Source organism: Streptomyces stoeckheimensis (assembly GCF_045822005.1).
In the GTDB taxonomy this organism is placed as follows: domain Bacteria; phylum Actinomycetota; class Actinomycetes; order Streptomycetales; family Streptomycetaceae; genus Streptomyces; species Streptomyces stoeckheimensis.
Genome location: NZ_CP169550.1, coordinates 2,794,243 through 2,808,110 on the forward strand (window position 1 = coordinate 2,794,243; position 13,868 = coordinate 2,808,110).

Consider the following 13,868-nt stretch of genomic DNA (forward strand, 5'->3'; position numbering starts at 1 on the left):
GGTACCGGAACGGGGGCGGGGTTCTGGGGGGCCGGGGTCAGCCCATGTGGGGGTAGCCGTAGTCGGTCGGGGCCACCAGGGTCTCCTTGATGGAGCGGGTCGAGGTCCAGCGCATCAGGTTCGAGGCCGCGCCGGCCTTGTCGTTGGTGCCCGAGGCGCGGCCGCCGCCGAAGGGCTGCTGGCCGACGACGGCGCCGGTCGACTTGTCGTTGATGTAGAAGTTGCCCGCGGCGAAGCGGAGCTTCTCCATCGCGTCGGCCGCCGCGTAGCGGTCCTGGGCGATGACGGCGCCGGTCAGGGCGTACGCCGAGACGGACTCCATCTGAGCCAGCATCGCGTCGAAGTCAGCGTCCTCGTAGACGTGGATCGCCAGGATCGGGCCGAAGTACTCGGTCGTGAAGACCTCGTTGGACGGGTCCGTGCACGCGATGACCGTCGGGCGGACGAAGTAGCCCTCCGAGTCGTCGTACGTGCCGCCGGCGATGATCTCGCAGGTCGGGTCGGCCTTCGCGCGGTCGATCGCGGCCTTGTTCTTCGCGAAGGAGCGCTCGTCGATGACGGCGCCGATGAAGTTCGTCAGGTCGCGGACGTCACCCATGGTGATGCCGTCGACCTCGGCCGCGAAGGCCTCCTTGAAGCCGTCGTTCCAGATCGAGGCCGGGACGTAGGCGCGCGAGGACGCCGAGCACTTCTGGCCCTGGTACTCGAAGGAGCCGCGGGTCAGGGCGGTCTTCAGGATCGCGCGGTCCGCGGACGGGTGCGCGACGACGAAGTCCTTGCCGCCGGTCTCGCCGACCAGGCGCGGGTAGGACTTGTACGTCTCGATGTTGGTGCCGACCGTCTTCCACAGGTACTGGAAGGTCTTGGTGGAACCGGTGAAGTGGATGCCCGCCAGCTCGGGGTGGGTCAGCGCCACGTCGGAGACGGCGATGCCGTCGCCCGTCACGAGGTTGATGACGCCCTTCGGCAGGCCGGCCTCCTCGAGCAGCTCCATGAGGAGGACCGCGGAGTGGGTCTGCGTCGGGGACGGCTTCCACACGACCACGTTGCCCATCAGGGCCGGGGCGGTCGGGAGGTTGCCCGCGATGGCCGTGAAGTTGAACGGGGTGATCGCGTAGACGAAGCCCTCGAGCGGGCGGTGGTCGCTGCGGTTCCACACGCCGGCGGAGTTCGCGACGGGCTGCTCGGCCAGGATCTGGCGGGCGAAGTGGACGTTGAAGCGCCAGAAGTCTACGAGCTCGCACGGGGTGTCGATCTCGGCCTGCTGCGCGGTCTTCGACTGGCCCAGCATGGTGGACGCGGCCAGCTTCTCGCGCCACGGGCCGGACAGCAGCTCGGCGGCGCGCAGGATGATCGCGGCGCGGTCGTCGAAGGACATCGCGCGCCAGGCCGGGGCGGCGGCCAGGGCGGCGTCGACGGCCTCCTGGGCGTCGGCCTGCGTGGCGTTCGCGTAGGTGCCGATGACCGACTTGTGGTCGTGCGGCTGCACGACGTCGAAGCGCTCGCCGCCGCCCATCCGCTTGACGCCGTTGATGGTCATCGGGAGGTCGATCGGGTTCTCGGACAGCTGCTTCAGCTGCGTTTCGAGGCGCGCGCGCTCCGGGGTGCCGGGGGCGTACGAGTGGACCGGCTCGTTGACCGGCACGGGGACCCGGGTTACAGCGTCCATGATGCGGGGTGCTCCTTGAGCTAGTGGGAGGGCCTAGTTCTTGGTGATCATCGAGCGGAGGAAGAAGAGCAGGTTGGCCGGCTTCTCCGCGAGGCGCCGCATGAAGTAGCCGTACCAGTCGGTCCCGTACGCCGTGTAGACGCGCATGCGGTGGCCCTCGGCGGCCAGCCGCAGGTGCTCCTCGCTGCGGATGCCGTAGAGCATCTGGAACTCGTACTCGTCGAGCTTGCGGCCCGCCTGGCGGGCGAGCTCCTGGCCGATGGCGATCAGGCGCGGGTCGTGGGACCCGATCATCGGGTAGCCCTCGCCCTCCATCAGGATCTTCAGGATGCGGACGTACGCCTTGTCGATCTCGGCCTTGTCCTGGTACGCGACCTCGGCGGGCTCCTTGTAGGCGCCCTTCACGATGCGCACGCGGCTGCCGGCCGCCGCCAGGCGGCGGGCGTCGGCCTCGGTGCGGAACAGGTACGCCTGGATCACGCAGCCGGTCTGCGGGAAGTCCCGGCGCAGCTCCTCGTGGATGGCGAACATCGAGTCGAGGGTGGTGTGGTCCTCGGCGTCCAGGGTCACGGTGGTGCCGATGGCGGCGGCGGCCTCGACGACCGGGCGGACGTTGGCGAGGGCGAGCTCGTGGCCGCCTTCCAGCGCCTGGCCGAACATGGACAGCTTCACGGACATCTCGGCGGTCTCGCCGAGTCCCAGGTGGGCGAGCTGCTCGATGAGCTGGAGGTACGCGTCGCGCGCCGCGTGGGACTGCTCCACGGTGGTGATGTCCTCGCCGACGACGTCGAGGGTCACCTCCAGGCCCTTGGCCGTGAGGTCCTCGACGATCGGGATGACCTGGTCGACCGTCTCACCGGGGATGAACCGGTTCACCACGGGCTTGGTCACCGGGGCGGCAGAGACGATTCGGCGCATCTTGTCGCTGCGCGAGGCGGCGAGGATCGCGGGACCCAGCACGGGTACCTCCAACGGGTGGCGGGCAGAAGCCGACAATAGCCCCACGCCGGGACGACGGAGGCCATAAGGAAAACGCAAGTAAAACCACCGTGAAACCTAGGGATCTCCCCGATCCTCTGCCATCGACAGCTGTCACGCATCCGTGGCCCGGATCTCATACATCTGTCTGAAGAGTCGGTCCGGGGGTGGGAGAATGTGCGGGTGAAGGGCGATTACCAGGACCTGGTGGACGAGATTTCGGCGCTGCTCGGCGCTCCGGCGACGCTGGAGAACCGGGACTTCCGCCTCATCGCCTTCGGCGCGCACGACAGCGACAGTTTCGACGGCGAGCTGGTCATGGACCCCGTACGGACCCGCTCGATCCTGACCCGGCAGTCGACGGCGGCCGTCCGGTCCTGGTTCGAGGGCTTCGGCATCGCCCGCGCCACCGGACCGGTCAGGATCCCGGCCGCCCCCGACGCCGGCGTCTTCCGGGGCCGGATCTGCCTGCCGGTGCGCTACCGCGGGATCGTCCAGGGCTACGTATGGCTCCTCGACCAGGAGCCCGGCCCCGACGCGGAGGCACTGGACGCCGCCATGGAGGTGGCGCAGCGGATCGGGCTGCTGCTCGCGGAGGAGGCCCGGGCGGGGGCCGACCTGTCCCGGGAGTTCCTCGCGGTGCTCACCGCCGGGCGCGGCTGGCAGCAGGACATGGCGGTGGCCGCGCTACGGGTGGCACTCGGTCCGAGCGGCGAGGGAGCGCACGCCGCGGTCTGTGTGAGCCCGTGGTCCGGCGAGGCCCCGGCGTCCGTCCCGGGAGCGGCGGCCGTGTGCGTGGTCCCCTGGCGGGGGGCCGCCGAGGAGGAACCCCGCAGCGGCGGAGGCCGCCCGGCGGTCCAGTCCCTGGCGGTCCTGGTCCGGCTGCGCGGCGCGGACCCGCTGGCTCCGGCCCTGACGGCGGTCTCCCGCCTGATGCCCCGCGCAGCCGCCGGGGCGGGCGGCAAGGCCGTCGCCCCCGGAGTGACCGCCGGGGTGACCACCGAATCACCCGCCGGAGCAACCCCCGGGGTGACCGCCGGGGTGTCCGACCCCGTCCGGGCGCTCGCCGAACTGCCCGCCGCCTGGCAGCAGGCCACCGCCGCCGCCCGGGCCGCCGCAGCCGGGCCGCGACTCGGCCCGGTCGCGCAGTGGTCCGCCATCGGGCCGTACCGCATGCTGGCGTCCGTCGCCGACGAGGCCCTGGACGACCCGGTGACCCGCACCCTGCGGGGCCCGGCCAACCCCGAACTGGCCCGTACCGCCGAGGTGTTCCTGGACTGCGCGGGCCAAGCGGGCCGCGCGGCCGCGGCCTTGGGAATCCACCGCCAGACCCTGTACTACCGCCTGTCCCGGGTGGAACAGCTGACCGGCCTCGACCTGGACGAGGGCGAGGACCGGCTGCTCCTCCACATGGCCCTCAAGGCGGCCCGCCTGCACGGGTAGCCGGGATCCGCCCGGCGGACCCTAGCTCAGTTCCACGGCCCAGGCCTCGGGGCCGTCGTAGCGGAACGCGAGCAGGCCTGTGATCGAGCGGTTCTCGTGGATGCCCCGGACCAGGTTGGCGCGGCGCGGTACGCAGAACGCGTGGATGCCCCGACCGAAGTCGATGACACCCGAGGCCGGTCCGGTGATGCGGTCCACCCTGCCCTCGAGGCGGGTCAGGAACGAGGGCGCCGGCGCGTTCTCCCGGCGGTTCCAGTCCCGCAGGTCGTCATGGGCCACCAGCCGGCCCAACTCGGCCCCCTGGCCGAGCCATTCGTAGTTGAACCGCCGGTTGCCGAAGCCGGACGTCCGTTCCCGGCACAGCTCCAGCTTGCGCTTGTACTCCGGCATCGCCGAGTCCTGGCCCTCGAGCACTCGCAGTCCGGTGAGTACGTAGTCGTAGAAGAGCGCCTCCCGGCTGAAGGGTTCGGCCCGGGCCCAGGTGGTCACGTAGTCCGCGGCCCTGTCCAGCGAGGCCGGCAGGAACCGGGCTGCCTGTAGCCATTCGCGCAGGCTGGCGAAGTCCCGGGGGTTGTCCATCAGGTTGTCGTTGAGTAGCTCGACGGCCTGCTTTATGTCCCGCGGGTTCGCCTTCCGCCAGGATCCGTGGCGCTGCCGGTAGACGCGGGCCAGACGGCGGCGGACCGAGGGCTTGTAGACGTCGGTCCGCTCCAGCAGGTTGCGCCAGCCCTGGAGCAGCGCCTGGTAGTCGTCGTAGATCTTCAGCAGTTCGACCTCGGCCTCCTCGGCCACGCGCGAAATCCGGTCGGATCCCCGGATTTCCAGCGCCGCGTCCAGCGCGTCCTCCGCGTCACCCAGCAGGTCCCGGTACGCCACCGCGGAGGGCCTGGCGAGGAAGCGGGAATAGGTGTCGGCGCCCGAGGTGGAGTAGCCGAACTCGATGACCTTGATGCACATCTGCGCGAGCGTGACGTGCCCGTATTCGCTGGAGTCGTCCAGCTTCGAGACCATCTGGAACGAGAGACGCGCGCCTTCCACGAGTTCCAGGATCGCGCGTTCCTTCTCCCGCGGGTTGCCCTTGGCGTCCCCGCGGTCCTCGATGAACGACCTGATCTCGTTCCGGAAGACGACGCCGCGCATGTGGTGCAGCAGCGGGTCGGACGACGCGATGGAGATCGCCCGGTCCACCGCCTTCAGGGCGGAGGCGAAGTCGCGCGAGTCGTAGGACAGCAGTCGGCCGTAGTGACCCCAGTAGTGGGACTCCTCGGGGAACGTCTGAACCAGTGCGTGCAGCACCTCTTTGCGCCCGGGGGCCGACAGTTGCTGCAACAGCTCGGTGTAGGTGCTGGTGTTGGTGCGGAACTCCACCGGTTCGCGCGCGTCGCGGATGGTGAACAGCCGGTCCAGCAGGATCTTGAGGTCGTCTGGCAGCCGGTTGTGGAACACCTCCCCCGCGTGCGAGATCAGTCGCAGGCACCACAGGGGCAGGGCCGCCTTCCAGTCCTCACGTCCCCGGGAGGCGGCCGGCGGGACCAGCAACTGCCGTAGCACCTCCTCCGCGATCAGACTGTGGGACAGCCGCCACATGCCCCGGCTCTCCTCGACCAGCAGGCCGTGGAGCCGCTCGTCGACGTGCCGTCGCAGCTCCACCTGATGGGACGACGGGACGCCGAGCAACCCGGCGAACAGGTCCTCGGGTACGGGGACCCCGCTGAACCGGTGGGCGAGCGCGAGCAGTACGAGCACCTCCCGGTCGGTGTCGTTGATGCCCGTGACGAACTGCTCCACGTACCCGGACAGCCCTTCGAAGCCCTCCACGAAGGCGGTGAGCGCGTAGAAGAACGGCACGCTGCTGTCGGAGTCTTCCCCGGCCAGGGCGAAGAGGTCGTCCGCCCGCTCGGGCGCCAGCTGGGTGAAGTGGCCGGCCATCTCCCTGCGGTCGGTCCCGCGGCGCATCGGCCCGACCCGCAGCCCCAACTGGGGGAGGGTCGTCCGGACTGCCTCGCCCCGGCCCTGCGGGGGCGCGTCATGGGCCCGGCCGAGCGTGGTTCGGCGGGCGGTGATGAGGAGCACCACGGGCACCCCGCTCGCTCGCAGCATGTCGTACAGCCTGTCCAGGGTGGCCTCGGCGACGAGTTCGAGGGTGAGGAGCACGGGTTTGCCGGTGGCCCTCGCCAGGTCGCTGACGAGGTCGGCGAGGACCACATCGTCCTGGACGGCCCGGGCCACGATGGTCGGGAAGTCGTCCTTGAGCGTCCAGGCCACCCGCCGGGCGATGGTGGTGCCCCCAGCGCCGGGTGAGTGCCCGAGCATGACCCGCAGGGTGTCCCGCTGCTCCAGCGCGGCGCGCACCTGCTGCACGAACTCACCGGTCACGGCCCTGGGCAGATCGAGGTTCGAGTCGAGTTCGAACCATGAGATGGGGCGGCCCCGGTAGAAGGCGCCCACCTCGAACTCACCGCCCTCCGACTCCGCGCCCACCTCGGTGTGCAGCAGAGTGGCGGTGTCGTTGAACCGGGCGAGCAGGTCCTCCGGGACATCGATGGGGCCGTCCTTGGCGGGGATCCTCGGTGTGCGGCCACGGATCCGGGACCCCGACTGGTCCGGCAGCGCGGCCAGCAGGGCGCTGGGGTCGGCGTGGATCAGCTGCGGACCGTAGTCCGCGAGGGCGCCCAGTCCGGTCGCGGAGACCATGAAGGTCTCCACCCGCTCTCCGAAGACGTCCTGGCACTCCTCGATCACGGCCCGCTCTGCGCTGCCGCCCTCGCCGAAGCACACCACGGTCACCGGCCGGGCCGAGTGGCGGCTGAGGACGTCGAACGACTTCCTGACGAACGGCAGGTACGCCGAACGCCACTGGCGCAGCCCGTCCCGGGGAGAGACCGGCTTGGCGTTGCTGAGTCCGGCCGCGGCGATCCAGGTGGTGCTGTTGTCTCCGAAGAAGATGTCCTGGCCCGGCAGGCGCAGCCGCGGTACGCGGCTGCTCTCCGTGGAGGCGTGCAGCCAGCCGCCGTCCGTGTCGGTGGCGGGGTTCAGCTCCACGACCACGTTCCAGCCGAGCCGGGTGAACTTCTCGCACGCCGCCGTGGACAGCGAAGCCGAGTCCAGTACGGCGATGACCGTACGCCGTGCGCTCCAGCGCTCACAGGCGGCGGAGAGCTGTTCCAACGCCTCGGAGATGTCCCAGTCGCCTACGGGTGCCGCCTTGAAGCCGTATCCCCGTGCCTGGTCCGCCGGCGGCCGCAGGCCGCGCTGCCCGAACAGGCGGCCGAGCGCGGTGCATGCCAGTTCGTAGCACCAGGCGCGCTCGCGCGCGGCGACGGTCTGCTCCCTCGTCGCGAAGAGCAGGGCATTGGCGACGAGGGACAGCGCGTAAAGATCGCGCCAGTCGTCCAGCATCGACAAGTCCGCGGCGTACTTCTCACCGGCCTGCGCGATGTCGTTGGCCAGGTCGCACAGTCCGGCCACCTGGAGGGAGAACCCGCTCTCCGACTCCGGGTCCACCAGGAACTCGGCCAGCGCCGCACGCTGCACATCGGTGAGCCCCGGAAGATCGCGGATGATCAGCGACAAGGTCAGATGAGCGAGATCGCGCGAGAGCGGGGCGTCCGCCTCGTAGGCCGACAGATCGATGAGGCGGTAGGCCTCCCCGGGCGGCTTCGACCTGACCGGCAACAGGATGTTGTCACTGTGGAGGTCGCCGTGCGCACGGCCGAGGATCGACATCACGTGGCCGGGGTCGAGGCCGCGCCACTCGGACTCCTCCAACCAGGCGACGACGTTCGGCGCCACCTCGCCGGCCGACAGGGTGATCCACAGCGGGACGGTGCCGTCGTCCGGCTCGTACGTCAGCTGGCCGGCCAGGGCCTTCAGGGGGCCCCCTTTGTCGGTCAGCGTGCCCAGATTGCTGCGGAGGTACTCGGCCACCGACTTCCGGGGCATGCCCGAAGGGCGGGGGTTCCACTCCTCCAGTACCGAGCTGGCCACCGCCCCGGCCAGCTCGGGCAGCTGCCGGCCGTGCCATGCGGACAGCACCCGCATGTTCCCCAGGCCGCCACCGGCCACTTCCTGGAACATCACCTTGGCACCGCTGTCGACCTCCACCGGTTCGATCGGCTGGTCGACCAGATGCGTCGCGGCGAAGAGTTCGGGCGCCTCCTCCAAAGCCTTGCGATGCCGCTTCGGCTCACGTGCCGTATGGCGGCCCGGCGGGCAGATCTTCATGATCAGCCGACCGGCGAACAGCGGCCCGGACAGCACCACCGAGGCCAGCTTCGCGCCGCTCAGACCCTGGGTGAGCCACCGGTCGAAGGCGATGCTCGTTTCCGTGCGCTTCTGCCATGCGCCGAGGGCCTCGACGATGTCCCGGTCGACGCCTTCCCGTAGTAACTCGTCGTCCAGGGTTGATTCCTGGCCACTCTTCGCCGATTCCGCCATCGAGCCCTCCCCGTGCTCCCCATCCCTCGCGGGCAGGTTAGTGCACGGCAGCGGCCGCCGTCCCCCCGGTTCGACGGAGCGTCAGTTCACCCTTCGCGGGCCCCTGCGCCGGCCCGCGTTCCGGCTCCGTTCAGCCTTCGGCCGGGGCGCCCTCGGGCGCCGTCGCCGTCATCGCCCGCACCGCCCGCCGCATCCCCTCGGTCAGCTCCGCCGGGGTCGCGGCCGACGCGGGGTCAAAGAGCCACTGGAGCATGAACCCGTTCAGCAGGGCCTGGTAGAAGGCGCCGGTGGTCCGCAGGTCGTCCTCCGTCAGGTCCTCCTCGGGCACGCCGGTGAACATGGAGATCAGCCCCTTGCGCCCCTCCCCCTGCGAGGCGGCGAGCATCGTGCGCAGTTCCGGCAGCCGACCGGGCGTCAGCGCGATCTCCATGCTCGCCGCCCAGATCGGGCCGGACTCCTCGCGCCCGGCGTGCACCCCGTCCCATACCGAGCGGAAGCGCTCCAGCGAGCCGCCCTCGCCCTCCACCCCGGTCGTGAACTGGTCACCCCACTCCTGGATGACGGCGATGAACGCCTCCGTCATGAGGGCGTCCTTGGAGCCGTAGTGGTAGCCGATCGAGGCCAGGTTCGCACCCGAGGCCTTGACGATGTCGCGGGCGGTCGTACCCACGAAACCCTTCTCGACCAGGCACTTCTTGGCGCCTTCCAGCAAGTCTTCGCGATGTCCCATGCCTTCACGGTAGCCAAGACGACCGTCCAAGACAAACGTTTCATACAGCCGTACTAGACAAGCGTTTATGACGCTTGTACATTTCTGCTCATGACGAACCCCGCAGCACGTCTCGCCGGTCGCCGGGAATGGACCGCACTCGCCGTTCTCCTGCTCCCCCTGCTCCTCGTCTCGATGGACGTCTCCGTCCTCTACTTCGCCATCCCGGCCATCACCCGGGAGCTGGACCCCAGCGCCACGCAGCAGCTCTGGATCTTCGACAGCTACGCCTTCGCCCTCTCGGGCCTGCTCATCACGATGGGCTCGCTCGGCGACCGGATCGGCCGCCGCAGGCTGCTGCTGGCCGGCGCGGCCGCCTTCGGACTCGCCTCGGTCGCCGCCGCCTACGCCTCCAGCGCCGAAATGCTCATCGCGGCCCGGGTGCTCCTCGGAATCGGCGGCGCGACCCTGATGCCGTCCACGCTGGCCCTCGTGCGCAACCTCTTCCAGGACGACGGGCAGCGCGGCAAGGCCATCGCGATCTGGTCCGGCGCCATGACCGGCGGCATCGCCCTCGGCTCGGTCATGAGCGGGGTGATGCTGAACCACTTCTGGTGGGGCTCCGTCTTCCTGATCAACGTGCCCGCGATGCTGCTCCTGCTGGTGCTGGTCCCCGTGCTGGTCCCCGAGTTCAAGGACCCGGCGCCCGGCCGCTTCGACCTGCTGAGCGTGCCACTGTCGATGGCCGCCGTGCTGCCGGTGGTCTACGGGCTCAAGGAGATCGCCGCCGAGGGCTTCACCCCGCTCTACGCCGGCTGCCTCGCCGCCGGCCTGGCTTTCGGGTGGCTCTTCGTGCGCCGCCAGCGCACCCGTGACGACGCCATGGTCTCCCGGGCCCTCTTCCGGGAGCGCGGCTTCGGCGCCGGCATCGGCCTGAACACCATCGCCGCCTTCGCCATGATGGGCTCGGCCTACTTCACCACCCAGTACCTTCAGTCGGTGCTGGGCATGGGCACCCTGGAAGCCGCCCTCTGGAGCCTCGCCCCTTCGGTCTTCATCGGCGCCGCCGCCCCCGCCAGCGCGGCCCTGGCCCAGAAGACCGACCGGGCCTACGTCATCTCGGGCGGCTTCGTCCTCGCCGCCGCCGGGTTCGCCCTGATCAGCCTGGTGGACACCGACTCGCTGTGGCTGCTGCTGACCGGAGCCGGGGTCCTCGCCTGCGGCATCGTCACCGTGATGTCCCTGGTCTCGGACATGGCCCTCGGCTCCGCCCCCGCCGAGAAGGCCGGCTCGGCCGCCTCCCTGCTGGAGACCGGCCAGGAGTTCGGCGGCGCCCTCGGGATGGCCGTCCTGGGCAGCCTGGGCACGGCCGTCTACCGCTCCGACCTGGCCGGCTCCGAGCCCGCCGTGCGGGAGACCCTCGGCAGGGCCGTGGCCACCGCCCAGGAGCTCGGCGGCGCGGCCGGCGGGCAGGTCCTGACGGCGGCCCGGGAGGCCTTCGTGCACGGGATGCAGTTCGCGGCCTGGGGCGGTACGGTCCTCCTCCTCGCGGCGGCGGTGCTCGCCGCGGCCCTGCTCCGGGGTCGCGGAGCCCAGGCCCAGGCCCCGGCTCCGGCGGAGCGGGCGGCGGCCGGCGAAGCCCTCGCGCACTGAGCGGCGTAGGAACGCCCGAAGAGGCAGGACACACGAAAGGGCCCGGGGGTTTCCCCCGGGCCCTTCGCGTCGGTCTGCTGCCGGAACGTCAGCCGAGGCTGACGGTACGGGCCGAGACGGCGCCGATCTCGGTGGCGATGTCCGCGAGGACGTTCACCGGAGCCTCGGCGTCGACCGTGAGGACCGCGAGGGCCTCGCCGCCCTCTTCGGCGCGGGCGACCTGCATGCCCGCGATGTTGAGGCCGGCCTCACCGAGGATGCGGCCGACGGCGCCGACCACGCCCGGGCGGTCGGCGTAGCGCAGGACGATCATGTGGTCGGCGAGCGCCAGGTCCACGTCGTACGCGCCGATGCCGACGATCTTCTGCAGGTGCTTCGGGCCCACGAGCGTGCCGGAGACCGAGACCTCCTGGCCGTCCGACAGGGTGCCGCGGACGGTCACCACGTTGCGGTGGTCCGGGGACTCCGAGGAGGTGGTCAGGCGGACCTCGACCCCGCGCTCCTGCGCGAAGAGCGGGGCGTTGACGTAGGAGACCGTCTCGTCGACGACGTCCTCGAAGACACCCTTGAGCGCGGAGAGTTCGAGCACCTTCACGTCGTGCTGGGTGATCTCGCCGCAGACCTCGACGTCGAGGCGGACCGCGACCTCGCCCGCGAGGGCGGTGAAGATGCGGCCGAGCTTCTCGGCGAGCGGCAGGCCGGGACGGACGTCCTCGGCGATGACGCCGCCCTGGACGTTGACCGCGTCGGGCACGAGCTCGCCGGCGAGCGCGAGGCGCACCGACTTGGCGACCGAGACACCGGCCTTCTCCTGGGCCTCGTCCGTGGACGCGCCGAGGTGCGGGGTGCAGACGACCTGGTCGAGCTCGAACAGCGGGGAGTCCGTGCAGGGCTCCTTCGCGTACACGTCGAGGCCGGCGCCGGCGACGCGGCCCTCCTTGATGGCCGAGTACAGCGCGGCCTCGTCCACGATCCCGCCGCGGGCGGCGTTGACGATGCGGACGGACGGCTTGACCTTGTGCAGGGCCTCGTCCCCGATGAGACCGAGGGTCTCGGGGGTCTTGGGCAGGTGCACGGTGATGAAGTCGGCGACCTCGAGCAGCTCGTCGAGCGTCAGCATCTTGACGCCCATCTGGGCGGCGCGCGCGGGCTGCACGTAGGGGTCGTACGCGACGATCTTCATACCGAAGGCCGACATGCGCTGGGCGACCAGCACGCCGATGCGGCCGAGGCCGACGACGCCGAGGGTCTTCTCGCTGAGCTCGACACCCGTGTACTTGTTCCGCTTCCACTCGCCGTTCTTCAGGGCGGTGTTGGCCTGCGGAATGTTGCGGGCCGTCGCGACGAGCAGGCCACAGGCCAGCTCGGCGGCGGTGACGATGTTGGAGGTCGGAGCGTTCACGACCATCACGCCGGCCTTGGTGGCGGACGAGACGTCGACGTTGTCGAGACCGACGCCCGCACGGGCGACGACCTTCAGCTTCTTGGCGGCGGCGATGGCCTCGGCGTCGACCTTGGTCGCGGAGCGGACCAGGATCGCGTCGACGTCCACGATCGCGGGGAGCAGCTCCGCGCGGTCGGCACCGTTGCAGTGCCGGATCTCGAAGTCCGGGCCGAGCGCCTCGACAGTGGCGGGCGACAGCTCTTCGGCAATGAGTACGACAGGTTTCGAGCTCACGTGGGTCCTCACAAGTCCAGTGCGGACGGCCGTCCCGACGGCCGCAGGCGGTGGAGGGGGGGTAGCCGCGTGGAAGACGCACGACACTGTGGGCCTGACGCGTTGTGTTGAGCAGTGTAGTGGCGGATCCGGAAGGTAATTCCGCCTGTACGGAAGGATCACCCGCACGAGATTGGCCAGGGTGGACAAGCGGTCCTCCAGGAGGCCCCTCGCGCGGGTGTCCGGCCGATGTGCCGCAGGGCCGGGACGCACCGTCCCGGCCCCGCGACGCAGCGGATCAGCTCTCGTCGTTGTCGACCCAGCTCATCAGCTTGCGGAGCTTCTTGCCGGTGGTCTCGAGCAGGTGCGCCTCGTCGGCGCTCTTGTACTCGTTGTACTTCGGCAGACCGGCCTTGTACTCGGCCATCCAGGTGTTGGCGAACTCGCCGCTCTGGATCTCCGCGAGGACCTTCTTCATCTCGGCCTTGGTGGCGTCGGTGATGATGCGGGGACCGGTGATGTAGTCGCCCCACTCGGCGGTCTCGGAGACCGACCAGCGCATCTTCTCCAGGCCGCCCTCGTACATGAGGTCCACGATGAGCTTCAGCTCGTGCAGGCACTCGAAGTACGCGATCTCGGGCTGGTAACCGGCCTCGGTCAGCGTCTCGAAACCGGCCTTCACCAGCGCGGAGGCGCCACCGCAGAGAACGGCCTGCTCACCGAACAGGTCGGTCTCGGTCTCCTCGGTGAACGTGGTCTTGATGACGCCGGCGCGCGTGCCGCCGATGCCGGCCGCGTACGACAGCGCGAGCTGGAAGGCGGAACCGGTGAAGTCCTGCTCCACGGCGGCGATGCAGGGCACGCCGCGGCCTTCCTCGTACTGACGGCGAACCAGGTGACCCGGGCCCTTCGGGGCGACCAGGGCGACGTCCACGTTGGTGGGGGGCTTGATGAAGCCGTACCGGACGTTGAAGCCGTGGCCGAAGAAGAGCGCGTCGCCCTCTTCCAGGTGGGACTCGATGGACGCGGCGTAGATCTCGGCCTGGAGCGGGTCCGGGGTCAGGATCATGATGACGTTCGCCCAGGCCGCGGCCTCGGCGACGGGCAGGACCTTCAGGCCCTGCTCCTCGGCCTTGGCCTTGGACTTCGAGCCCTCGTGCAGGCCGACGACGACGTCGACGCCGGAGTCACGGAGCGACAGCGCGTGGGCGTGGCCCTGGCTGCCGTAACCGATGACCGCGACCTTGCGGCCCTGGATGATGGACAGGTCGGCGTCGTTCTCGTAGAACAGCTCGGCCACTGGGATATCTCCTTGGTGCGCT

At 70.3% G+C, this 13,868-nt stretch carries 8 protein-coding genes; 2 read left to right on the forward strand and 6 right to left on the reverse strand.

The genetic code is table 11. From position 1 onward, the window contains the following. Positions 1–37: 37 nt before the first annotated feature. Together pruA and ACE1OC_RS12545 are read right to left on the reverse strand one after the other, a co-directional pair. A complete protein-coding gene (gene pruA / locus ACE1OC_RS12540) occupies positions 38–1,669 on the reverse strand; it encodes an L-glutamate gamma-semialdehyde dehydrogenase (protein ID WP_407837081.1) in 1,632 nt (543 codons plus the stop codon). Between the two features lie 33 nt (positions 1,670–1,702). Then, positions 1,703–2,629: a proline dehydrogenase family protein gene (locus tag ACE1OC_RS12545; RefSeq protein WP_407837082.1), complete on the reverse strand. Its 927-nt coding sequence runs from the start codon at positions 2,627–2,629 to the stop codon at positions 1,703–1,705. A gap of 201 nt (positions 2,630–2,830) precedes the next feature. On the opposite strand from ACE1OC_RS12545, the gene ACE1OC_RS12550 reads away from it, so the two are divergent. Next, positions 2,831–4,090 carry a PucR family transcriptional regulator gene (locus ACE1OC_RS12550; protein WP_407837083.1) on the forward strand — a complete coding sequence of 420 codons (1,260 nt, stop codon included), beginning with the start codon at positions 2,831–2,833 and terminating at the stop codon, positions 4,088–4,090. Between the two features lie 21 nt (positions 4,091–4,111). Here the strand turns inward: ACE1OC_RS12550 and ACE1OC_RS12555 are convergent, their stop codons facing one another. Both ACE1OC_RS12555 and ACE1OC_RS12560 read right to left on the reverse strand, forming a co-directional pair. Next, positions 4,112–8,527: a hypothetical protein gene (locus ACE1OC_RS12555; RefSeq protein ID WP_407837084.1), complete on the reverse strand. Its 4,416-nt coding sequence runs from the start codon at positions 8,525–8,527 to the stop codon at positions 4,112–4,114. 130 nt (positions 8,528–8,657) lie between these two features. Further along, on the reverse strand, positions 8,658–9,257 hold the full coding sequence (locus ACE1OC_RS12560; protein WP_407837085.1) for a TetR/AcrR family transcriptional regulator: 600 nt from the start codon (positions 9,255–9,257) through the stop codon (positions 8,658–8,660). A 90-nt stretch (positions 9,258–9,347) separates the two neighbouring features. Between ACE1OC_RS12560 and ACE1OC_RS12565 the strand changes: the two genes are divergently transcribed. Next, positions 9,348–10,889 carry an MFS transporter gene (locus ACE1OC_RS12565; RefSeq protein ID WP_407837086.1) on the forward strand — a complete coding sequence of 514 codons (1,542 nt, stop codon included), beginning with the start codon at positions 9,348–9,350 and terminating at the stop codon, positions 10,887–10,889. A gap of 88 nt (positions 10,890–10,977) precedes the next feature. Here the strand turns inward: ACE1OC_RS12565 and serA are convergent, their stop codons facing one another. Together serA and ilvC are read right to left on the reverse strand one after the other, a co-directional pair. Further along, a complete protein-coding gene (serA, locus tag ACE1OC_RS12570) occupies positions 10,978–12,567 on the reverse strand; it encodes a phosphoglycerate dehydrogenase (protein ID WP_407837087.1) in 1,590 nt (529 codons plus the stop codon). Positions 12,568–12,844: 277 nt separating this feature from the next. Further along, the gene (gene ilvC, locus ACE1OC_RS12575) at positions 12,845–13,846 is read right to left on the reverse strand and encodes a ketol-acid reductoisomerase (protein WP_243337812.1); all 1,002 of its coding nucleotides are present in this window, start codon (positions 13,844–13,846) and stop codon (positions 12,845–12,847) included. Positions 13,847–13,868: the final 22 nt, after the last annotated feature.